This is a genomic window from Ohtaekwangia sp., from assembly GCF_036786105.1.
GTDB lineage: Bacteria > Bacteroidota > Bacteroidia > Cytophagales > Cyclobacteriaceae > Ohtaekwangia.
The window spans coordinates 12,405-37,380 of sequence record NZ_DAIQRQ010000013.1; the positions used below are offsets into that span (position 1 = coordinate 12,405).

The 24,976-nt window shown below is 42.8% G+C and carries 9 protein-coding genes and 1 pseudogene; 5 read left to right on the forward strand and 5 right to left on the reverse strand.

Translation table 11 applies throughout. From position 1 onward, the window contains the following. Positions 1 to 140: 140 nt before the first annotated feature. The 3 genes from V7Q33_RS08405 to V7Q33_RS08415 form a co-directional block, all read right to left on the reverse strand. Positions 141 to 3,626 (reverse strand): two-component regulator propeller domain-containing protein, encoded by a 3,486-nt coding sequence (locus tag V7Q33_RS08405; protein ID WP_333819545.1) that lies wholly within the window; start codon positions 3,624 to 3,626, stop codon positions 141 to 143. Between the two features lie 383 nt (positions 3,627 to 4,009). Further along, positions 4,010 to 4,939 (reverse strand): amidohydrolase family protein, encoded by a 930-nt coding sequence (locus V7Q33_RS08410; protein ID WP_333819546.1) that lies wholly within the window; start codon positions 4,937 to 4,939, stop codon positions 4,010 to 4,012. Positions 4,940 to 5,329: 390 nt separating this feature from the next. After that, the gene (locus tag V7Q33_RS08415; RefSeq protein ID WP_333819547.1) at positions 5,330 to 5,758 is read right to left on the reverse strand and encodes an EthD family reductase; all 429 of its coding nucleotides are present in this window, start codon (positions 5,756 to 5,758) and stop codon (positions 5,330 to 5,332) included. 649 nt (positions 5,759 to 6,407) lie between these two features. Between V7Q33_RS08415 and V7Q33_RS23395 the strand changes: the two are divergent. The 5 genes and pseudogenes from V7Q33_RS23395 to V7Q33_RS08435 all read left to right on the forward strand — a co-directional run. Then, positions 6,408 to 6,569 (forward strand): annotated as a pseudogene (locus tag V7Q33_RS23395) (two-component regulator propeller domain-containing protein); the annotation flags it as partial. Positions 6,570 to 6,815: 246 nt separating this feature from the next. Continuing rightward, on the forward strand, positions 6,816 to 10,529 hold the full coding sequence (locus tag V7Q33_RS08420) for a hybrid sensor histidine kinase/response regulator transcription factor (RefSeq protein WP_333819548.1): 3,714 nt from the start codon (positions 6,816 to 6,818) through the stop codon (positions 10,527 to 10,529). A 194-nt stretch (positions 10,530 to 10,723) separates the two neighbouring features. Continuing rightward, positions 10,724 to 13,168, forward strand: coding sequence for a T9SS type A sorting domain-containing protein (locus V7Q33_RS08425; RefSeq protein ID WP_333819549.1), 2,445 nt, complete (start codon positions 10,724 to 10,726; stop codon positions 13,166 to 13,168). 139 nt (positions 13,169 to 13,307) lie between these two features. Beyond that, a complete protein-coding gene (locus tag V7Q33_RS08430; RefSeq protein ID WP_333819550.1) occupies positions 13,308 to 15,707 on the forward strand; it encodes a glycoside hydrolase family 31 protein in 2,400 nt (799 codons plus the stop codon). A gap of 474 nt (positions 15,708 to 16,181) precedes the next feature. Further along, the gene (locus V7Q33_RS08435; RefSeq protein ID WP_333819552.1) at positions 16,182 to 19,319 is read left to right on the forward strand and encodes an RICIN domain-containing protein; all 3,138 of its coding nucleotides are present in this window, start codon (positions 16,182 to 16,184) and stop codon (positions 19,317 to 19,319) included. A gap of 329 nt (positions 19,320 to 19,648) precedes the next feature. Here V7Q33_RS08435 and V7Q33_RS08440 read toward each other — a convergent pair whose 3' ends face one another. Together V7Q33_RS08440 and V7Q33_RS08445 are read right to left on the reverse strand one after the other, a co-directional pair. Continuing rightward, positions 19,649 to 21,493 (reverse strand): beta-L-arabinofuranosidase domain-containing protein, encoded by a 1,845-nt coding sequence (locus tag V7Q33_RS08440; RefSeq protein ID WP_333819553.1) that lies wholly within the window; start codon positions 21,491 to 21,493, stop codon positions 19,649 to 19,651. Positions 21,494 to 21,720: 227 nt separating this feature from the next. Beyond that, positions 21,721 to 24,876 (reverse strand): ATP-binding protein, encoded by a 3,156-nt coding sequence (locus tag V7Q33_RS08445; RefSeq protein ID WP_333819554.1) that lies wholly within the window; start codon positions 24,874 to 24,876, stop codon positions 21,721 to 21,723. Positions 24,877 to 24,976: the final 100 nt, after the last annotated feature.

A 24,976-nucleotide genomic window follows, 5' to 3' on the forward strand; every position in this document is an offset into this window, starting at 1 on the left:
TTCATATCGTGATATATAGCTGATAACATTATCACTCGAATCGGTGGTTTCGCGGGTATTATACTCACGTTACAATAACAGAGTGATTGCCGGCTTCCGGTATAAGAAAAGTCCCTGAAGAAATTGCAATTAATATTTACTTAATCTGCAACAATATCCTTCAGGAAAATCTTGAATGAGGTACCCATATTAACCTGACTCTCCACTTCAATTTTGCCGCCCATAGCTTCTGCATGTGTTTTTACCAAATACAATCCCATGCCTTTGCCTTCTACGTGTGTGTGAAATCTTTTATACAGGTTGAAAAGCTGTTGCTGATGTTTTCCCAGGTCGATGCCTAAACCGTTGTCTTTTACCTCGAGACAAATATACCCGTTCTGGGTTGCTGTTTGGAGGATGATGCAGGGAGTGCGGTCGGGATGCCGGTATTTAATCGCATTGCTAATGAGATTAAACAGGATGCTATAGATATAGGGCTTCACACCGTGAATGGTATTGATTGCTGTGAAGTCTGCCCTGATTTCTGCCTTGGTCTCGGTAATTTCATTTGTTAAATTGGCTTGGACCGCGCGCAGCTCCTCTTCCAGGTTTATTTCCGATACATCAAGCTTGTTGTTATTTCGTATTTCCAGAATTGTATTGAGGTCCTTCACGACTCTGTCTAACTCCTGTGTAGTAATAATCAGTTTGTTAAAAATAATTCTTTCATCGTCAGGCTTATTTTGCGAGAGTTCCATGACTTGTCCAAGGCCGAGAATACGCGCTACTGGCCCGCGGAGGTTGTGGGCGGCAATAAATGCAAACTGCTCCAGTTGATGATTGTAAGCAACCAACTCTTTGGTGCGCTCTCTTACTTCCAGGTCGAGGATCTGGTTGTGTGCTTCAATAGTTTCCCGTGCCTCGTTTAGTTTTTGATTCTGTTCGGCCAGCAGATCGCGTTGAGAGGCAATTTCTTCCTGCTTGCTGACGAGTTCATTGTTACGGGCAGCAAGCTCTTCATTCTGTACTTTAATTTCTTCCTCCCGGATCATGAGTTCCGTGTTGATTTTACTAATTTCCTCGTTTGCCATTTGCAGCTGATGGGTTCGCTGAACAACCGAATTTTCCAGCTTCCGGTTTTGTCGTTTGATGGCACGCATTCGCAGCTTATAATACCCGATCGCTGTTCCGCCCAGGAACAGGACAGCAGCGGCTTTAAACCAGGCGGTCATCCACCAGGGAGGCAGGATGTGAATAATTATGAAAGTTCCTTGTTCATTCCACATCCCATCGTTGTTGGAAGCTTTTACCCTGAATGTATAGGTGCCAGGATCCAGGTTTGTGTAGGTTGCCGTGTGACGATTGCCTGCATATATCCAATCTTTATCAAAGCCTTCCATTATATAGGCATATTGATTATTAGCCGGCAATGTGAAATCCAACGCAGCAAACTCAAATGAAAACACCGAGTGTTTATAAGACAGTGTAATTTCCCTGGTCTCGTTGATAGCCGTTTTGAGTACCGAACCTGCTTCTGCCGGTAAAACCGGTTTATTGAATAGCTGAAACCCTGTAATTACAACAGAAGGTAAATGGGGATTATCGTGGATGCTATCCGGATGAAATACATTGAAGCCATTGGTGCCCGCAAAAAACATAAAGCCATCAGGAGCTTTATAGCAGGCATTCCGGTTGAACTCATTTCCCTGCAGTCCGTCTTTTACATCATAATTACGAATTGTCTTTTTAATGGGATTATACCGGGAGATACCCTTGTTTGTACTGATCCAGAGATTTCCCTTATCGTCCTCAAGTATGCCATTGATAACATTATTGGGCAATGCTTCCAGCTCAGCATGGCGAACAAACTGATTGGTTTTGCGATCCAAAGACATAAGGCCTTCTCCCGATGTACCTACCCAAAAAATTCCCCTGCTGTCTTCAAACAAAGAGAAAACGGTATTGCTTACACCATAGTCGAAACGGCTTTTTTTCTGATACCGGATAAACCGTTTACTTTTCTTGTCAAAACGATTGAGTCCCTTGTCGGTGCCAATCCATATATTTCCCTGTTTATCTTCATAAACAACGAATGCCTGCGTACCGTTGAGGCTGGTATTGTCTTTCAGATCCTGAAAATAGTTGGTAAATTTTTTAGACTTCTTATCGAGAACATTCACGCCAAAACCCCAGTCGGTTATCCACAAATTTCCTTCATGATCCTTCAGGATACATGTCTTCGTAAAACCAATCAAATTGCCAGGTATAGGCGGGGAGGGAGTAGCATTATTAGGTTCTCCTTTTTTTGCGAAGTAATGTGTAAAGAGTTTTTTCCGTTTATCGAAAAAGGCAAAGCTGCCCCGGTGATAGCCAATGGCCAGCGTATCTTTGTTATACTCCGAGATGGAGAAGATTACGTTGGTGAGGAATTCTCCGGCATGCTGGTTTGGATAAAAGGTAAAATTTGCTGTCTCCCGATCGAAGCTTACCAATCCTCCATCTTCTACTCCAATCCAGATATTGCCTTCGGCATCTCCCTTTACTGCATAAATGTTCGGGTTATCAAAATTGAGTACTCCATTGTAGTTGGTAAACTTGTTACCATAGCGTGAAAAAAGATTGACGCCACCGGCCCAGGTTCCTACCCACATGTTGTTGCTGCGATCGCGGTAGAGGCAGTGAATGGAATTATTACTCAGCGTTGTGGAATTGCTAATATCCTTCTTCAGGGTTTTGAAACGATTTTTCTTATAGTCGAAGATGCTGATTCCTCCATTTTGTGTACCGATCCACAGCTCACCATTCTCGGCCTGTGTTATGGAAAGCACTTCATTATGACAAAGGCTATTGGGATTGGCGGGATCATGCAGATACCGGGTAAAGCTGTCATCGGCAGGATTATAAAGACAAAGTCCACCGCCTATTGAACCAATCCAGATGTTCCCATCTTTATCTTGAAAAGTAAAGGGGCGTGGTCCGAAGCTCAGGCTTTTCGGGTTGTTTGGATCGTGAAAGTAATATTTCAGCCTTTCGGTTAAAGGATCAAATTTTGCAATAAACCACAACGAATTTATCCATAAAAAACCCTGATTATCCTCCATAATCTGAGGTACATCCATCCGGATAGTGTCTGGCTGTATGTGAAAAAGCATAAAGCGATTTTCCCTTGCATTAAATTTATATAGGCCGTCCCAGCTGGCCAGCCACAGGTTGCCCTTTTTGTCTTGAACGAACCTCGATGCATCTATATCACCTTTATTTGTTCGATAATGAATAAAGATTTCCTTTTGTCTGTCGAAGCGGTCTATTCCCCGGGTGGTTGCAATCCACAAATTATTTGCCTTGTCCTCGAAAACGTGATTGATTTCGCTGCTGGATATACTCGTTGAATCTTTGGGATTATGATGATAAACGATAATCTTATTTCCATCATAACGGTTTAAGCCATCCCGGGTGCCAAACCACATATAGCCTTCGCTGTCGTTTAAGATAGTTTCAACGGTGCTTTGGGAGAGGCCCTCTTCAATGGAAAGTTTTTTAAAGCGGATCTGTTGCGGCTGGGCAATACCGGCGGAGATAATCAAAGTAAGAATCAGAACGAATAATCCCGTTTTCATTGCCGGAATGCCTCCTATACAATAGTTCATAATCTCGCTCGTCCAATTTACTTACTTGTTCAGAAAATACTGCGCCTGACGATTCCAACAATAATCAAAGAATTAATATCACGTTAAGTATTCTGTTCTTTTCCCATTTACTCAGATTCTGTTACGATCAATTTAATAACTTTATTTTTGCCTGAGAAAAAATTAACGTATTCTTCTGGTATATTTTGAAATAAAGCATTGAAATGCTGACTCAAATTACATGCGCTGATGAACAAAGAAGCAGGAGATGTAGTAATGGTGAAAATAAAATGCAGGTGAGTTCACCCTGGCATGTTATCAAAATTGAATACCAGAAATAAAGTTGGCTTACAATTTACAGGCGATTTTCTTTACTCAGTCCTGAGCATAAAAAAACATAAACGCTACTTCTCCGGCCGGTCAATGCTATAGAATTTTGCTGCGTTGTTGTAGAATAAATTCTGCTTTTGTAACTCGGAAAGAAACGGAGCAGCTTCTACATTTTTAATCGAAAGGCTGATAGCATCAGGCCACCCCATCTGATCTGACCCGTACATAATCCGGTCGCCAAATCCTGCATCGATAAGAGCTTCCAGATAATTGTAAAATTCCTTTGCAGGAAGTATCCAGTTAACGACAGACATATCTGCATATACGCGAGGATACTCGTACAGAATTGCTTTGGTCTCTGCAAGATACGGATAGCCCATGTGCATCAGTTGAAGTTTTAATCGCGGATATTTTATTAACACTTCTTCAACCAGTTGCGGATTGCCAAGACTTGTACGGAATTTCGGACAACACATATAGGGTGTATTGGGCGCTCCTAAACCGGTATGAAGTGCGACCGGAATTTGTAGTCGTTCGCATATCTTCAGGTATGGATCGAGTATCGGGTCATTTAACTGCCGCCCTTCATATTGAAGGGCCAGTTCGCCAAACACCAGGAACTTTCCTTCTTTGAAAAGCCGGACAAAGGTTGATGTATCCGGAAGAGGATTGTTTTTTGGATCGGGGTAATCCAGTGAAGGAATAATTACTTTCGGATCAGCTTGATGGAATTCGCTTATCCGATCAAGGCTTCCGGAAGTAATGGCTTTAACGACATTATATTTTTTTAATATCAATAACGTTTCTTTTACCACTTCATCATCACTCTTCCACGCAGGTGCCTGGCCTGTTATCGGGTTGGGAATGGGAGGCTTGCCGTACGAATCAAAGTGACGGGCATGAAGATGTACGTCTATTATTTTTCTTGTTGCATTTTTGGATTGAGCACCGCTAAGAAAAAATGAAGCGGCCAAAAAAAGTGTAAACCAAAATTTCATAAGCATAGCACAGTAGGATAAGCAAACGTTAATGAGTCGTGTAATTCACTTGTAAAACTGTCTTTGTTTAAGGATATGAAGTCTCTAAATATATATTATCACTTTTAAACGTCCATCTTTATTCTGGATAAAGTAATAAAAGAGAAGCTCTCCTGAAGGCTCAGATGTCAGACGGAAAATTTGAAAACTAACTTAATTAAAATTAGCCGGCTTTCCATTTACTGCAAATATATTTTTGATGACAGGCTCTATTCTCCGTTTTATCCAACGGTCTCAATCGGTAAATCAAAATCCACTCACCCTAAATATACCGGCGGAGAAAACATTATTGTGGTTGTTATCAGCAACCAAGACAATTAGGAGGGAAGATCGCGAAAGGTTAACAACCTTTCGCGGTTATCTTACCACTTCGCTAATCAGAATTACAGGTGTTGCATTGGTATAATTTGCGAAGTCGGCTCTTATAGCATCTCTGTTGGGAGCAATGGCCGCCTGGTACTCGCTGAGGTTCTTCACATAGAAAGTTCCAATTGCCATATACGGTAATGGCTGGTTGGGAATGCCGCTGGCAACTCCCTTTTCAATGGTATATTTTACCAGGTTCGAGCCGAGAAATGCTGCAACCATGGGCATGTGTTTCGTTTCGTAGTACTCCATATTGAAAGTCTTGCCTTCTGCAAAAGGATACATGACGGACACTTTGATCAATCCTTTCTCTTCAACAACGGGGCTGTGCTTTTCGGTTTTGCGGGATTGCTTTTCCTGGCTAAAAGAAATAGAACAAGTGCCGGTAAGTAAAAACAATATAAGAAGTGTGTATTTCATAAATGTTCTCTGGTTAATGTTATCTGAAAGTATATACCAATGTACGCAACAAAGGTCATACAGGATATTTACCTGGGTTGTCGTTTAAATTCAGTTAGAAACTTTTATACTGGTTCGTTCACGCCTGCAGATTTGTCCAACGGTATTTACTGAAAGGCGATTAATCGTTTAAACCCCTGTAAAGGTTTAACAAGACTACCTGGCAGAAGGATTTGAAAGTCGCGCGAGGAGTAAAATGATGCAGCAACACTTAAAGGGGCTGGTCACGCGTAATGCGTTAAGACAATAGTGGACAAGACCACAAAACCTGGGCAAAGTAGGATTATAATAATCCAAAAATGCTATATAAAAAGTATACCTACAACGATTGCAAATCAAAAAATCATACCTTCAAACAAAGGATTACTTGACATACTGATCAGGGTAGATCAATCCCACAAGTGGTAATCCGTTGTGTTTGTTGTTAGCCCAAGGTTGAACCGGTGAATTACCGAAGCTGTTGATCTGGAAACGGGTTAATGAAATGGTGCATGCGATAAAAACGCAAGGCTGTTTCATTGTTTTGTTCCCGGTTTTCCATCGCGGTAGCTGGCAGTTTGAACTACCCCATTCAATGCTTTTGATGATGGAATTTCGAACGGGGAATAGAATGAGATTATCAACGTTTTTTTGTGCTGCAGTTTTATCGGTCTGCAGTGGTGTCGGAGTGTTTGGGCAGGATTACCGGTTTACACACGTCAATGCGACTCACGGGCTTTCTCATAATCGGGTTACTGGCATTTGTAAAGACAAAACGGGTTTCTTATGGGTCGCCACGATTTCAGGCCTGAACCGCTATGATGGAAACACCGTCAAAGTTTATCGCCATGATCCGAACGATTCAACCTCGCTTTTACATGATGATATAAGAAGTCTTTTTGAAAGCCCCGATGGAAGAATGTGCGTTGTCACCTCATCCGGTATTTGTTTTTATAATTCCGGGGATGAAACGTTTTCCTATAGCCCATCACAGCTCCGCGACTCCTTTGGACTTCCAACTGAAAATCTGACCAGGATTGTGAAAGACAACGATGGAGAGTACTGGTTCTTACTTTCAGACTCGGGTGTTGTGCGTTATGATCCCGAGCGTAAGCATTCTTTACATCTCAGGCATAATCCACACGATATTACTACAGTATCATCCAACAACGTTACGGCTATCGTACAGCATCCTGACAAATCCTATTGGTTGTTTCATTCGAATGGAGTACTTGAAAACCTGGTATTGACAAAGTCCGGCTCCAGGGTTGTTTACAGGGATCGCACGTTTACCCAGGAAATAAACAGCAGCGATTCTCACCTGTATGGCAATATGCTGATTGACAGTGATGGCAACCTTTGGATTTACTTCGTCAACCGCCCCTTGGGAGCTTTCTTTTATGATGTAAAGATGAAGAAGTTGACACATATCCATTCGAGGTCTGCAGGAGCAAGGCTTACCAATGATATTGTCACTGCCATTGTACAGGACAACAGTGGCCAGATTTGGATATCCACTGATCACGGTGGAATAAACGTAGTGGATAAAAAGACATTCCGCGTTCGCAATATCCAGCACCACTCGGAAAATGAAAGCAGTCTTTCACAGAACAGCATCACTACAATGGTTAAAGACGATGAGGGGATCATCTGGGTAGGCACTTTTAAAAAAGGAGTGAGTTATTACCACGAAAACATCCGGCGGTTTCCGCTATGCAATCAATATTCAGAACCTTATGGTCTGCCGTTCGAGGACATCAATCGCCTGGTAGAAGACGATCTGGGTAATTTATGGATTGGTACGAATGGAGGAGGATTAATTTATTTTAACCGGCAAAACGGAAAGTTTACAACATACCGCCATGATCCTTTGAATGCAAACAGTTTGAGCAGTGATGTAGTTGTCAGCCTTTTTATTGATCATCAAAAGAAACTGTGGATAGGGACTTATTTTGGCGGCCTTAACTGCTTTGACGGAAAGAATTTTACACACTATAAAAACGATCCGGTAAATCCCCAAAGCCTTTCAGGAACCAGTGTGTGGGAGATACTGGAAGATTCTCAAAAGCGCCTCTGGATCGGCACACTGGACGGAGGCTTGAATTTGTTCGATCGCGAAAAAAAGGTTTTCAGGCGTATCCTGGGACACGGTGAAACTACATTGTATTGCCCTTATATCTCCGTGCTGATGGAGGATGACGAGAGGAGTGTTTGGGTTGGAACATCGAATGGTATTTATGTTCTGAAAAAAGGAAGTGAAAATTTTGTTCATTATCACCAGGAAGGAAACAAATCCTCAACATTGATCGACAACAGTATTCTGTGCATATACCAGGATGCAAGGCGCAGAATCTGGGTGGGAACGCTGGGAGGATTGAGCCTTTTTGATAAAGCCACCGAGACATTCAGGACGTTTACCCAAAAAGACGGACTTCCGCATAACGCCGTGGTTACGATGCTGGACGACTCATCTGGACACCTTTGGTTCACTACACCCAATGGACTCACGCAGATGATTATTACAGAGGCAATGAACCTGACGTTTCGCAATTACTCAGAAGCCGATGGACTTCAGGGCAAGCAGTTCAATGAGAATGCAGCGTTAAGAACGCGGGCCGGTGAGCTGATTTTTGGTGGTTCCAATGGGTTAAACATTTTCCGTCCGGAGAAAATCAGGCAGAACGATCGAAAGCCCAAGGTAATCATATCTGATTTTCAATTATTCAATAAAACTGTACGCCCGCTGGAACACATCGATGGACAAGTAATTCTCAATAAATCTGTTGTTGAACAGCCATCCATTGTATTGCCTTCCGGCATGAACGTTTTTTCGATCGAGTTTGCAGTCTTGAATTTTATTCAGCCTGAAAATAATGCGTGCAGGTATAAACTGGAAGGTTTTAATAAGCAGTGGCTGATGGCAGACAGCAAGTCGCGTAAGGTCACTTTTACTAATCTTGATGCCGGAGATTATGTATTTCGCATTATGGCGGCAAACAATGATGGCGTGTGGAATGAAGAAGGCGCGTCTTTGAGAATAAAAGTGCTACCGCCTTTCTGGAAGAGCAACACCGCCTTCGTGCTGTACGTGCTGGTTGTCATTGCTCTTTTATTGGTAGTCCGCAGGATTATCCAGGAGCGTGAAAAAATGAAGTATGCGGTGGAGCAGGAGCGGGAGAAAACACTTCGTGCACGTGAATTGGATAGTATGAAGACAAAGTTCTTTACAAACGTGAGTCACGAGTTCCGAACTCCGCTTAGCCTGATCCTCTCGCCACTTGAAACGATGATCGCACAGACACGCGATAAAGAACAACGGCGATATTTTGAACTTATGCGGAGAAACGGTAAGCGCCTTTTGAACCTCGTTAACCAGCTTCTCGATTTTCGAAAGCTGGAAGTATACGATATTAAATTACATCCCACGCAGGGCGACATCATAGCGTTGATCCGCGATACCGTTTCTTTCTTTTCAGATCTTTCCGAAAAGAAAGACATACGCCTCCATTTCAGTTCTCCGGTTACTTCACTGCAAGCCGTTTTTGATCATGATAAACTTGAAAAGATTCTGTTTAATCTTTTATCGAACGCATTTAAATTCACACGGGCCCAAGGGGAAGTGTCTGTTTTACTGAAGCTCGTGGAAGAGAACAACGTAAACTTCCTTGAAATTAATGTGAGCGATACCGGGATCGGCATTTCGGCGGAAAAAAAGAAACAGATATTTGAGCGTTTTTTTCAAAGTGATCTGCCCCGAACCGTGATAAACCAGGGAAGCGGAATAGGACTGTCCATCACGAGGGAGTTTGTTCAGATACACGGAGGAACAATCCGGGTGGAGAGTGAACCAGGAAAAGGTTCATGTTTTACCGTAAGAATCCCGTTAAAAGAGATGGGGCATTTGCCGGAATATATTCCCCAGGAGGTAACTGTTAGTGAGCCGGAAAACGAGGCTACGGCCCGTGAACATGCTGTACTGAGAGATAAACCCGTGGTGCTTTTGGTTGAGGATAATGAAGACTTCCGTTTCTATCTCAAAGATAACCTGAAACACGAATATTGTATTGCCGAGGCAGACTCTGGCGAGGAAGGATGGAAAAAAATATTGTCCGATCCACCGGATATTGTAGTGAGCGATGTGATGATGCCTGGCATAAGCGGGGTTGAACTTTGCGCGAAGCTGAAAGCTCACGAGAAATTTAATCATATCCCGGTTATTCTGTTAACCGCGCGCGTTGCCGATTCCGATCGCCTGGAAGGAATTGAAAGCGGAGCCGATGATTATATTAACAAGCCTTTTAATTTTCAGATTCTCGAATCGAGGATGCGCACGCTTATTTCTCAGCGCGAACATTTGAAAAATGCATTGATCAGGAAATTTGGTATACATGTTACCGAACTTGATATTACGTCGCAGGATGAACAGTTTATTCAAAACATTGTAGCACTGGTTGAGAAAAACGTTTCCAATGCAGCTTTGAGCGTAGAAGATTTATGGCAGGAGCTCGGGGTGAGTCGTTCCGTTTTTTATAAGCGAGTGCACGAGCTTACGGGAAAATCGCCGAGGGAATTTATTCGCAATATCAGAATGCAGCATGCCACGCAACTCCTGGAAAAAAGCCAGCTTACAATTTCGGAAATTGCCTATCGGGTGGGCTTCAATAACCCGCGGTATTTCGCCAAGTATTTCAAGGAGATTTACCAGGTTCTTCCGTCTGAATATGCCAGCAGGAAGAGAAAGGTTGATGTATAAATTGAAGTTTGAGACCGCATCTAAGCTTATAGAAACGGCAATTGATGGGAAATCTTCGTTTTGGAATTTGTTTAAAGGACTTCTCCATCACCCATTCTGGACGTTCAATACACATTAAACAAACGTATTCGTTATATTTTGCTGGCCTTTCCGTGGATACACGGATGATGTTGAAAACCCATTTGAATCAGAATATGCGCACAATTTTTACGACTACCTTCAAGATCCTTGTAGCGACTTTACTTTTTTTAATTTCTGTACGGGAAGGAAGATCCCAGACGGAAACTTACGTTTCGAAAAATGCACCCATTGGTGGTGGCGGATTTGTGACAGGTATCATTACCCATCCAACCTCTGGCGACCGGTATTGCCGCACGGATGTAGGCGGAGCCTACCGCTGGGATGCAGCGAACAAGAAATGGATTCAGTTGCTCGACTGGCTCAACGAATCTGAAAATGGATTTATTGGCGTGGAAGCTTTAGCGCTCGATCCCCAGAATGCCAATAATGTGTACATGCTTTGTGGTACTTCCTATATCAACAACGGGAGAACAGCGATATTGAAATCCACCGACAAAGGAAATACATTTACCTATACGGATGTTACTGCCAAATTTAAAGCCCACGGAAATGGAAGCGGACGCGGCAACGGAGAACGCCTTGTCGTAGATCCTAAAAACAGCAACATACTATTCTGCGGCACCCGGGCCAACGGATTGTGGAAGAGTACCGATGCCGGTGTTACCTGGAACCAGGCATGGAGTGACGTGACAACCACTCCCAATGGCAACGGGATATGCTTTGTGCTCTTTGATCCTTCGGGAAATGTGGTAAGCGGAGCCAGCCAAACTATTTACATAGGTGTTTCCCGCACCGGTAGCAGCAATATTTACAAAAGCACAGACGGTGGTGCGACCTTTACCGACATTACTGCCACTACCGATTTTATGCCGCACCGGGTAGCTCTGCAGGGAACTACTATGTATGTTACATATTCAGATAATGAGGGGCCATCATCCACGGATGGATATGGAAAACTATACAAGCTTAACACCGCTACAGGAACATGGACAAACATAACCCCGGGTGCAAATGTTACACCGGCGCAAGGGCGCGATTATCCTTATGGAGGTATAAGTATAGACCCTGCAAATGCCAACCGCATAGTAGTCTCTACCTGCGGTATGTACTGGAACAACCAATTCGGTACTGGCTGGGGAGACTTTATTTTTCTCAGTACCGATGGCGGATCTACCTGGACACTTAAAAACGGAAAGAACGCTACCTATGACAATAACGGCATGGCCTGGACGGACGGTGGTGCGGTTAACTGGATGGACTGTATTGAGTTTGATCAGTCCAGTCCCAACAAAGTAAGAGTAATAGGAGGCGGCGGAATATATACCTGTTCGGATATAACTGCTGCAAATCCTTCCTGGAAATATGATGTGATCGGAATTGAAGAGACAGCATTCCTGGACGGCATAAGCATTCCCGGAGGGCCGCTTATTTCTTCCTTTGGAGATGTAACAGGTTTCGTACATGAGCCGCTCACTTCTTACCCGAAAAAAAGACTTTCTCCTTCAGATGGAAATAACCAAAGCATTGCCTACGCCGGGAGTAACACAAGCCGGGTAGTAAGGGCTTCTAATGGCGGAAGTGTTATTTACTATTCGAATGATAAAGGCGCATCATGGACAGGTGTAGCCACCAATAAGGGAACAGATGGAAGAGTTTCCATCAGTGCAGACGGAGGCACGATACTGTACTGTCCCAGAAGCTCGACAACAACCTACTATACCACTAACAACGGAGGAAGCTGGTCGGGCTGTTCAGGTGTATCGCTGGGAGACGCCATTCCGGTAGCCGACCCGGTGAATCCGAATTATTTTTATATCTATCATCCCAACACCGGACAAATGCTAAGAAGCTCCGACAAAGGAATAAGTTTCTCAGCAGCAGGTACACCAGGCGTAACAACGTTGTTTCATCCCTGGGTGGCAACTTTGATACGCACCGTGCCGGGTTTGGAAGGACACGTTTGGGTGCCTCTTGGCGACAACGGATTAAAATATTCTACTGATCATGGAGAGAATTATACAACTGTTTCCAATGTAACCTACTGCAAAGCGATTGGAATCGGAAAGGCAATGTCAGGCTCCGGCTACCCGACTGTTTTCATCTGGGGTACGGTGTCAGGCGTCACAGGTCTTTTCAGATCAACGGACAAGGGTGCTACATGGCTCCGGCTGAATGATGATGCACATGAATTTGCAGGTGTATCATTTCTGATTGGAGATATGAATGTTGACGGAAGAGTATATGTAGGTACAGGTGCCGGAAGAGGTGTAGTTTACTGGGAACCTGCAAATACAGAACCAGTAACCGGTGTCCTCAATGAAAAGACACAGGGATTCCAGATGTATCCCAATCCTACAACGTCAACAATCATAATTCCCAATGCAAGCACATTGCGCCGCGTAACGATTCTTGATGCGCAAGGTAAACCGATCAGTACTGTTGGTATTCAGGGTGATAGTGCAATTGTATCTTTGAAGGATCTGCCCGCCGGAATCTATCTGATTGAATTGGTGGATCACCGGGGCATTACAACGATCAGAAGGGCAGTTAAGAAATAACTTTTTTGCGTTAGACCGGATAGCGCCACAGTAGAGAGTGCGCCTAAAGAGCAAGTGTTCATCCCTTGCAAGGGAAAGGTTTGTGAAAAAGTATGCTACTTTGGTATTTTACTTCAAAGCCTGCTTTATATTTTATAGCATGAAACAGATTTACCATGTCACCGCGATGCTGCTATCATTATTTGTCATTGGATGCACATCTAAAAATTATGAACAAACAGAATTGGGGGTAAAAACCCGCATTGATTCTACCGTTGTAGAGATACAATTTATTACTCCGAAAATTGTTCGCGTGCTGAAATATCCACTCGACTCAGCAATCCATAAAACAAGCCTGTCGGTTATAAAGAAACCTGAAACTGTAGATTTTAAGATAGCGGAAGATGGACATACTGTATCCGTGGCAAGTGATGCTATTAAAGTACTGGTTGATATCAAAACAGGAAGTATATCGTACAGTAAGCCGGATGGCAGCACGCTGTTACAGGAGAAGGCCGGCACATCTGCTTTTAAACCGTTCAACGATGCGGGAAGTTCAACCTACTCGGTAAGTCAGACTTTTACGTTGGAACGAGACGAAGCCATTTACGGATTGGGAATATTGCAGAACGGTAAGATGTCTCAACGAAATCAAAACGTTAAAATGATTCAGGCTAACACCTGGGACTATATTCCCTTTTTTCAATCTGCGAAAGGATATGGACTCTTTTGGGATAACTATTCTCCCACAACTTTTTCGGATGATTCAACCGGTACGCAGTTCTATTCTGAAGTAGGTAATTGCATTGATTATTATTTGATGTATGGAGAAAATGCCGATGGCGTTATTGCCCGCATGCGTGAGTTAACAGGTAGTGCTCCCATGTTTCCACTGTGGACCTACGGATTCTGGCAAAGCAGAGAACGCTATAAAAGCCAGAAAGAAATTGTAGACGTGGTAAAAAAATACCGTGCATTACAGGTGCCGCTTGATGGCATCATACAGGATTGGCAATACTGGGGAGATAACTATCACTGGAACGCGATGGAGTTTTTGAACGAAGAATTTCCAAAGCCACAACAGATGGTGGATGAAATACATCGTCAGAATGCACACATCATTATATCCATCTGGTCTTCATTCGGGCCAAAGACCCGGCAATACGAAGAGCTGAAGGCGAAGGGTATGTTGCTCGATTTCCTTACCTGGCCGCTATCTGCAAAAGATGTGTGGCCACCCGACATGAATTTTCCTTCCGGTGTGCGGCCGTATGACCCTTACAATCCGGAAGCACGTGACATCTATTGGAAGTATCTCAATACCGGATTGTTCTCTATGGGAATGGATGGCTGGTGGATGGATTCGACAGAGCCCGATCACATGGAATTCAAACCGGAAGATCTCGATCTTAAAACACACCTCGGATCGTTCAGAAAAGTACGCAATGCCTATCCGCTCATGACGGTGGGAGGGGTGTACGAGCACCAGCGAAAAGTTACTGCCGATAAGCGAGTATTTATACTCACGCGCTCTGCCTTCGCAGGACAACAACGCTTCGGTTCCAACACCTGGTCTGGCGATATAGTGGCTTCCTGGAAAGCACTGGCAAACCAGATACCTGCAGGTCTTAATTTTTCGCTGTGCGGTATTCCTTACTGGAACTGCGACTTAGGCGGTTTTTTCCTGTGGGAGTTTGACAAAAAACTCGATGACGCCGAATATCGTGAGCTATATACGCGATGGCTTGAGTTCGGTACGTTTTGTCCAATGATGCGTTCTCATGGCGCAGACGCACCACGTGAAATATACCAGTTTGGAAAGAAGGGCGATAAGGTATACGATGCCATTGAAAAATTTATCAATCTTCGCTATAGCCTGCTTCCTTATAGCTACTCTACCGCATGGCAAGTTACCCATGAACATTCCAGCATGATGCGAGCATTGGTAATGGACTTTGCATCAGATCGCAAGACGCATAACATCAATGACCAGTTTATGTTTGGAAAATCGTTGATGATTGCCCCCGTTACCACTCCCATGTATTTTAAGGAAGTAATACAAAAAACTGATACAGTAAAGGTAGAAGACTTCTCCCGGACAGGCTCGGAAAAAGTTTATTTGCCATCAGGAACGAGCTGGTTCGATTTCTGGACAAATGAAAAGCATAACGGCGGTGATAGCGTTGAGAAGAATGTTCCTCTTGATATTATTCCGGTCTATGTAAAGAGTGGTTCCATTATACCGTTTGGTCCGAAAGTGCAATACGCTACGGAGAAGGATTGGACTACTCTTGATATTCGTGTCTATACAGGGCAAGATGGTTCATTCACACTCTATGAAGATGAAAACGATAATTACAACTACGAGCAGGGTGCATACTCCCTGATCAACTTCACATGGGATGACAAGAACAGAAAACTCGTGATCGATAAACGTGAAGGAAAATTTGACGGAATGTTGGTAAACCGCTCATTCCAGATCATTGTAATTGACGGACAGGGCAATCCGGTTTTAAAGAAAGTTGATTACTCAGGTGAGAGAATCATATTGGAGTTGTAACAGTACCAATCATTTCATTTGAGATCAGTTGCCGCTTCTGTGGCCTACACGAGAATATTTAGAAGCAGAAAACCAATTGTGTCGCCAGCGGCGCAACTGGTATTTCTGCTTTTCTCTTTTTCATACATCCTGACAAACACATCGAGGTACAAAAAGTGACGAAACAACCATAGCAGGTAACGTATAACGTCACAACCTTTAACTCTGAACGCCTCTGTTCTCCATTTTGCACCTGCTGTAAATTCCTGAACAGGGTATAAAATGTCCTGAATGTGTAATTCCACGTCCATATCATCAGGTCTGTAGCCTTTGTGGACTCCTGATACTATTAATCAGGACGTATTGATTTTTTGATCTCTATATTTTTATTCTGCAATCGATTACGAATGCCTTTGCAATCCGTTGCGCCTGAAATGGCGGCAGGCAAAGAAGAAATCAAAAAACAATTATTCACCTTAAACATTAAATGCACCTATGGACAAATTTCGACGAATTGATGAGCCTCGAAGGCTGTCACAATCAAAATGGCGCCACCTTAGCCGGCCACGATTTATGGTGGCTTTGTGGCTGATTCTTTTTTGCTTTTCACAAACTAAACTAAGTGCGCAAACAATTGGGAATGTAGCCTTTGGGGGAGGTGGTTTTATAACCGGGATCGTACACCATCCAACATCAGGCGATGTTTACTGCCGCACCGATGTTGGAGGTGCTTACCGCTGGGATGCCACAAATTCTAAATGGATTCCTTTGCTCGATTGGAATTCTGAGGATGAAACTACCTACCAGGGAGTGGAAGCGCTGGCGCTGGATCCTCAGAATGCAAATAATCTATATCTATTTTGCGGGACTGATTACTTTAATGGTGGAAAAACAGCCATTTTAAAATCCACAGACAAGGGAAATACATTTTCTATAGTGGAGACAACGTCACAATTTAAGACGCACGGAAATTCTTTGGGAAGGGGTAATGGCGAACGTCTGGCGGTGGATCCTAATAACAGCAACATCCTTTTTTGCGGAACACAAGCAAATGGCTTGTTTAAAAGTACCAATGGAGGAGCCAGTTGGACACTGGCGTGGAATGGAGTAACAACTACCAGCAATGGAAACGGAATCAACTTTGTAGTGTTTGATCCTTCCAGTGCAGTGGGAGGAGTCACCAAAACGATCTATATAGGAGTTTCCCGCACAGGGGCCGGTAACATATACAAAAGTACCGATGGCGGTGCCACGTTTACGGCTATTCAGCCGGATAATTCATTTATGCCTCACAGGGCTGTTTTATCGTCCGATAATTCTACTTTATATGTATCCATGGCGGATTCTGAGGGACCATCGAACGGCACCAGCGGAAGAGTTTATAAACTTGCTACGGCTACGGGAACCTGGACCAACATTACGCCCAATGGCAATAATTTTCCTTATGGAGGCGTGAGTGTTGATCCGACAAATAAAAACAGGGTCATCGTTTCCACGGTTAACGTCTGGAATAACAACGAGTTTGGCGACACATGGGGAGATTTTATTTTCTTGTCTACTGATGGAGGAAGTACCTGGACTTCGAAGTTGACATCTTCAAGTACCCTGAACACCAATGGCATTGGCTGGATCGCTCCCTATGGGATACATTGGGCAGATTGCATTGACTTTGATCCGAAAAATACGGCAAAAGTAAGGGTTATGTCGGGGAATGGACTTTTTACCTGCGATGATATCAATGCTTCCACTACTTCCTGGAAATTTGATGTAAAAGGACTGGAAGAAACGGTACCCCTTGATGCTATAAGCATTCCCGGTGGTCCTTTTATAGAAGGCGTGGGCGACCAACACGGAGCGGTGTATTCTGATATTTATGCCTATCCGACTCAGTTAATCAACCCTTCTCCGAATGCGATCAGTGGCGTAGCCTATGCCGCGAACAACACGAGTAAAGTGGCAATGGTTACAGATAATAAAATAAATTACTCTACCGACCAGGGAGCAACCTTCCCAACACAGGCTACTGTTAATGGTACCTATGGGAAAATCGCATTGTCGGCAGATGGAAATACAACGCTTCATTGTCCCAGCGGCTCAAGTACCACGTATTATTCAACCAATAATGGAGCATCCTGGACAAGCACCGGAGTTACGAATGTGCAGGACGCTTGTCCGATAGCAGATTACGTCAATGCCAACAAATTCTATATTTATAATTCTAGTAGTGGACAACTACTGGTAAGTACCAATAAAGGAGTAAGTTTTAGCGCTTCTTCCTCTAATCCTGGTGCCGGTGGGTCACTTCGGGCAAGAGCTGTTCCCGGTAATGAGGGACATGTATGGATAGCGTTGGCGAACGGATTAACCTATACGACCAATAATGGATCCTCATGGACAACGGTTCCCAATGTTACGTATTGCAAAGCAGTTGGATTTGGTAAAGCTGCCACGGGCGCTACTTATCCCGCTGTCTATATTTGGGGAACGGTTAGTGGAGTGAAAGGTCTTTTCCGTTCTACGGACCAGGGCGCTTCCTGGACACGAATAAACGACGATGCCCATGAGTACGGTGGCGTGGGGAACGGTAACTTTGTAATAGGCGATATGAACGTATATGGCCGGGCGTATATGGGTACCGTGGGACGTGGTCTGATTGCTTTCGAATCCGGTGGCAGCAGCTGTACGCCTACAACTATTACTCCCTATATCCAGGTTAATGGCGGCACGTGGACTCAAACCAGCAGCGCCACTGTGTCTTCAGGAGCAACCGTAGTCCTGGGCCCTCAGCCTACTACAGGCGGATCATGGAGTTGGAGTGGACTAGCTTCTGGTACTAATCGCGAAGTAACAATAACGCCTACATCGTCAGGCACAGCAACGGCGACCTATACTAATGCATCAGGTTGTCAAAGCACGCAGGTGTTTACCATCACAGTAAGTGGAGGCACAACTTATGTAACGATTACGAACAGAGCCACAGGATTATTAATAGATGGAATGGGAAGAACTTCCGCCGGAGACCATTGCGGACAGTACGCCAGCAGTGGAAGCACGAACCAGCAGTGGACACTTGAAACCAGTGGGTCTTATGTTTATATCAAGAACCGCGCTACTGGATTATACATCGATGGAAGAGGTGTCAGTACGAATGGTTCGTATGCGGGCCAATGGACCAGTTCTACCAGCAACAATTTGCAATGGCAACAAGAAACAGCAGGAAGTTATGTCAAGTTCAAGAACCGCGCAACCGGATTATATCTTGATGGCCTTGGCAACACAACGAATGGCGCGGACCTCGGTCAATGGGCAAGTAGCACGAGCAATAACCAGCAATGGACTGTAACGACAACAAGTGGACGCGTGGAAGCACAATCTGAAACTGACGAGAGTGAAGTTTATGTCTTACAGGTGTTCCCGAATCCGTTTACATCTGCAATCAATGTTACTGTGAAAGAACCTTCCAAAGTTAGAAGCATCGTGCTGTACGATCTTGCTGGCAAACAAATGGAAATCATTGGTGATGGTCACGTTGCAGACCAGCAAACTATGGGTTCGCTTTTAACACGGGGTATTTACATTCTGAAAGTGAATGGTGTTAAGAGAACACAAACAATAAAAGTGATTAAGAATTAACGTTTCAAATTCCGAGTCTTTAACACATTTCACCAGGGAATGCTTCCAACGAAGCATTCCCGTTTTTTTTAGAGTAGCCGAAATAGAACTATGCTCGTAAAAACGCTGCTGTAGGCAGTCTTGTAGATGAGTTCAAGTTTGTGGTGCAGCCGCACATTATGGGAACTCGAAGCGGTAATTTTTTTAGCGGAATGAAAAGCGAACTGGAATTGACGTCTATGCAAAAGATCGACCATGGAGTTATGGTGCTTTGTTACAGCAAAAAAACATTCGATCGTAAAGTAGCTGTTGCCGGTTGGCTATATTATAGCCCTGTAATCAGAACTCAATTAATAATTTCTGACAGTCGCGTAGACTCCATATATCTCGCCTTCAATTTCATACAGCGGCTTGAGTGAATACACTTTTCCTCCGTTCTTCAGATTGAAGGTCTTGTGATCAGCGGCCACCGAAAGGTTACGCAAAATGTCTGCCTGATCGTCTTTTAGTATAAGTTCTGAGCGATAATCAAATGCCAAAAGAGTAGGGCCGTAAAATATAGCGATTACATTGTTGTCGTCCGGCATGGATTTAATATAAAAGTTATAATGAAAAACCAGACGTATTTTATCTTTATTCTTCCATTCTCGATTCAGACTGATGTACGAGTTCGGAGCAGTGTTAATATTTTGTTTTATGTTGTTGATATATACATCAACGTTATTAGCCCACGATGGTGTAAGGAACTTAATGGCAAGTGAGAACTTTCTTTTCGTTTCCACTGTAAAATTAACGACAGAGTCCTGGGGGAAACTTCCTTTTTGTTGAAGTGTAAAACCTTTCTCTGCCCAGGAGACATGGGAGGGAACATACAGATTTACCCATAATGCCGAATCGCTATGATAGTATATTCCGGAATTAAGCAACGAAAAAGCCTCTATACTGGATCCATTGCAACACCGAAAATCATTATTTTTCAAGAATGATTTTTGTCGTGGTGAGCCTAATGGCAGGTGATATACACAAGCACCTGTATGGGCGCTTTGTAATGCTAATACAGAATTGTAAAATGTATTCATGTATGCATTTGCAAATTTTGGATCAACCGTCCAGGTGAAAAGTGTTGCGCTTAACTTTTGTGTATTGTGCGATACGCATGATTCTGCAATCTCTTTGGTCATCGTGCTGCTTAGATGGCCGGGTACACCCCAGTGTTCTGAGGTTAATGACGTTGGTGTTGTTACGTTTGGTCGCGGGCCACTACTTGAGCCATTAGCATATGCATGATTATTAATAAGCATAGACCAAAAATTTACGACAGCATCACGATAAGAAATTTCTTTAGTTATAGAATATCTTTCCGCAAAGCCATTCACAAGTACCAAATGGGTGTTTGAATGAAGTCCGGATAAAATGTCAACATTGTTGGATAGGGGATTGAAAAACCATTCTCGGTCAAATATGTGTGCAAGTGCCAGGTGTTGAGGATCCTTTGATATCTTATATAGTTTGTATAAGACTTCATTCATAGCGCCAGCTTCATTTGCCGGATTAGCTTCCGTAGTATAAAGCATTTTTTCGATAGTCTCTGCATCAAGTTTGGCCATCCGATTGCTGGCATATGATGCCATACCAAGCACCATGTCATAGGCCTTTTTGTTGTTCGTCCGTACAAAGACATCCAGTAAGCCTTGCATGAGTTTATGGTAAGTGTAGTAAGGTGCCCATACTCCGCCAAATTTAGTCTCGAGCGTATCGAAATCATGCTCCGGAAAAGCGCTTAGATATCCATGCCCCAATGCCTGTTGACATTTATAAAGTTCATCAACAATATAGTTTAAGCGATTATGAAGCAGCTTGTCATTTTGTTTTTGCACAACATTCGAAAGAGCAGATAGGTAATGGCCAACGAAATGGCCTCTAAGCCCAATGTAAGGAGCTTCCCAACCCTCTAATGGTTGAGCATTTGATGGAAGCCCTGCATTTATTTTGAAGTTATGGAGTAGCCTGTCAGGATCAAGCGATTTCAAATATTCTGTGTTTAAATCCTCCCGATGTTTTACCCATGACGAATCAAGTTTTACTGCGATGTTAGAAAACGGTAAAGCTTTATATATATTGGTATTGTAAGGGGATTGTGAATACAAGCATAGCTGACTAAGCACAAAAATTAACCCTAAAAGAACTGATTTCATAAAGACTGTGCAATGAGTAAATGGTTTCTCTAACTACCGTTGAAATTTAACTAAATCACCGATGATAAAAAAACAATTACTATGCCTGCCGAAATGAAGTTTGCCCTATCAACATTTGCGAGCGTGAGGTTACTACGGCAATAATTGAGTTACGCTGTAAGATGAAGTGCTGATTATTTCACTATCCCTGCTAATATTGACGCGTTACCTAATAAGTAAGATCTATATTATTTCCTGAAAAATACTTTGACGGTCGTCCCTACATTCACTTCGCTGTCAACTTCAATTTTTCCACCCAGCGATAAAATCTGGGTCTTTGCCAGATACATACCAATTCCTTTACCTTCAATGTGTAAATGAAATCTTCCGTAAAGAGTGAAAAGTTTCCCTCCAATTTTTTGCAAATGCATGCCTAGTCCATTGTCGGTTACTGCAAGGCATATATAATCTTCAGTATCGGTGGCAGTTATGCGGATATCCGGTATTCGATCAGGATGCCGGAATTTTAAGCAGTTGCTAAGCAGCTGATATAGTATATTTTTCAGATATGCATGCGAAGTAGTTATGACCTCCACGTCTGATACATGACATGATATTATTGCATTTGTATTGGTAATTTCTCTTTTAAAAAGTGAAATTACTTCACTGATTTCCGACTGCAGATTAAATTCTTCCAACTGGTTAGGCGTATTCTTTACCTCTAAAATCTTGTTGAGATCTTTAACTACAGAATCAATTTCTTCAGCGGTGGTTAACAGCTTGTCAGTTATAGATTTCTTTTCTTCAGGGTTATCACCTGTCATCCGCAAAACAGTACCCAGTCCCAGCATCCTGGCAACCGGTCCACGTAAGTTGTGGGCCGTAACGAACGCAAATTGTTCCAATTGCTGGTTATATTCAACAAGTTCCTTTGTTCTTTTGTGAACTTCGTCTTCAAGCGTTTCGTTCCGGTTTTTTATTTCTTTGTTTTGACCTTCAATTATTGTGTTGGCATTCTGGAGTTGATCGTTTTTGCTTAATAGTAGGTTGTTGACATAAATCAATTCTTTTGTTTTTTCATTAACAATCCCTTCCAGAATCATTTTTTGTTTTTTCTCTCTTCTTACGCTGTACTCAACAAGTAAATAACCTAGAATAAAAATGGAGCCTATATATACAAGGTAAGCAAGGCGGGTGTTATACCACGGTGGATTAATACGGAACGGAAATGAAGCCGGTTCACTGATAACATCGTAAATATTTTTTGCACGTACGTAAAAAATATAATCTCCTGCCGGTAAATTAGTATAATGTGCCTCTCTTCCGGTAGTCCATTCGGACCATTTGCTTTCAAACCCCTCAATTTTGTATTGATACTGATTCATTTCAGTATTCTCCAGTGAAGAACAAAGAAATTCAAACTTGAGATTATTGAAAGCAAAACGCAGGGCCGGACTTGTTGTGTTAGTAGAATGCTCATAAATCAAAGAATCACTGGCCCACACTTTTTGTACAGATACATGTATAGGATCAATATAAAATGTTTTTTGATCCGGATTGTAACTATAGACTTTTTGGTCACTTCCAATCCAGACTTCACCGGAATTTGTAAACAGTATAGGAGCGTCAACGCTTACTCTTAAATTTCGGAATGACGTAGCAATTTTATTAAAAGGAGTTAGCAGCAGCTTCATTTCTCCATTGGATTGCTTTTGCAAAACCCCGGCTGTCTCTTTGCCTTTCGCATGGGCGCCCCAGAAATATATATCACCTTCCGGACTTTCTGTAAGCGTGTAAATGCAAAAACTGCTACCCAGCGCTTTGTTATATACAGATTCCTGTTCAAAAGAATTGCGCGTCTTGCTATAGCTATATATGCCGTTGCTCGTTGATACAACAATTTTTCCCTGCAGGCGATGTATTTTATTATAAATGTTCGATGGAAGGCCACTGGTTTTATCATAGAATGTATTTGAAGTTACGGAGTCCATCTCCTCATTCAGTTTCAGTTTCCAGATGCCTTTGTTGAGATGGCTGATCCAGATATTGCCTTCTTCATCTTCTAGTATATTGCGGGTTTCCTCTTCAAATCCTTTGATTTTCTTCTTGGACCATTTACCATCTTTATGCTGCAATAACCATATTCCAGTATTGTAAGTGCCCATAATCATACGGTCAGTCCGATTTTTTAGCGAACATAGCGACATTACCCACGGATGCTTAATGATTATTTTAGCTTTGTCGTGATATAATTCCAGCACACTGGAATCGTGACATGCATAAACTGTATTGTGAAAATTGTATAGATTCCAGATACCGCCTTCTACTCCGCGAAGCATGGTGAATGTGCCTCTGTCTTTTTCATAGAAAATGCCCTTTGTTGTTCCTATATATTGGTATTGGGTTGTACTGCCAAACGACATGATAAATCCTTTCAGCCCGTTATTACCATCGTAATAGGAGACAGGAGAGCTGGCAATAACCTGAAGAATATTTGAATCGGCATTAAACCATAGATTGTGCTGCTGGTCTTCCATAACAAATGCATCTCCTTCCAGAAGATTTTCATTGTCGATGCGATATACCAATTCACCCTTGCCATTAAAGAAAAGTATAGCTCTTCCTATATGAACCACAATATTACCATTGCCGGTAGTGGTTATATTCTGTATTTTGAGATTCTGCAGGTTTTTATTGAGCTTTTCAGAAAGCACTCTCCATTCATCATCTGGGCGCTTCTCATCGGCTAACCAAACCTGATTTCTGTCATCGAGCGCCAACAGGTTGTCGCTATAATTATTGGAAAACCACCTGTAGTGTTTGTCTTTCGCTTTTGTAAAATAGGATTGGGAAGCAAATCCCTCTTTTTTATAATTGTATAAGCCGCCTCCCTTCTTCAGGTATATGTTATTTCGGCTTACAATAAAACCTTCACCTCCAGGGTGATGAACTTTAAATTCACCGTTGGTATATATGTATAGATGATTTTCGTTGCAGAAAAATACTTCGTTGTTAAAGACTCTTACACCGGTGCGTTCATCCAGCCTGAAAGAGCCGGGAATCTTATGGGTTAATGAATGATATTCATATTTACCGCCTGATCCAATCTTAAAAACGCCAATCTCGAACGTTGATGATGTGTATATGTTTCCTTCAGAATCAATGTCAGCATAGTAGATAGCTTCCCTGTCTGGCAGGGAAATAAGATCCCAGCGAGTGCCATCATATCGGAGAAGTCCCTCTGAATTGGCAACGTAAATAACGCCATGTTTATCCTGAAGAATAGCCCAGTTTTGACTGGCACCCTGGTAAACCTCAATGGGATAATTCTGCTTAAATAGCTGCTGCGCATGCGTAATAAAACACGTTAAAAAAAATATGCACACCGTAGAGAGGTATCGCATCGGTTAAATATTTAAAAAATTAGATGCCAAACTTCTGATCAATTTTAACCTCAAAGCTATAGCAAATGATCTTATCAACACATGGGATGAACACTAACAG

Coding starts and splice junctions, on each gene's coding strand:
- V7Q33_RS08405 (WP_333819545.1), bottom strand. CDS start 3,626: ATGAACTATTGTATAGGAGGCATTCCGGCAATGAAAACGGGATTATTC.
- V7Q33_RS08410 (WP_333819546.1), bottom strand. CDS start 4,939: ATGCTTATGAAATTTTGGTTTACACTTTTTTTGGCCGCTTCATTTTTT.
- V7Q33_RS08415 (WP_333819547.1), bottom strand. CDS start 5,758: ATGAAATACACACTTCTTATATTGTTTTTACTTACCGGCACTTGTTCT.
- V7Q33_RS08425 (WP_333819549.1), top strand. CDS start 10,724: ATGCGCACAATTTTTACGACTACCTTCAAGATCCTTGTAGCGACTTTA.
- V7Q33_RS08430 (WP_333819550.1), top strand. CDS start 13,308: ATGAAACAGATTTACCATGTCACCGCGATGCTGCTATCATTATTTGTC.
- V7Q33_RS08435 (WP_333819552.1), top strand. CDS start 16,182: ATGGACAAATTTCGACGAATTGATGAGCCTCGAAGGCTGTCACAATCA.
- V7Q33_RS08440 (WP_333819553.1), bottom strand. CDS start 21,493: ATGAAATCAGTTCTTTTAGGGTTAATTTTTGTGCTTAGTCAGCTATGC.
- V7Q33_RS08445 (WP_333819554.1), bottom strand. CDS start 24,876: ATGCGATACCTCTCTACGGTGTGCATATTTTTTTTAACGTGTTTTATT.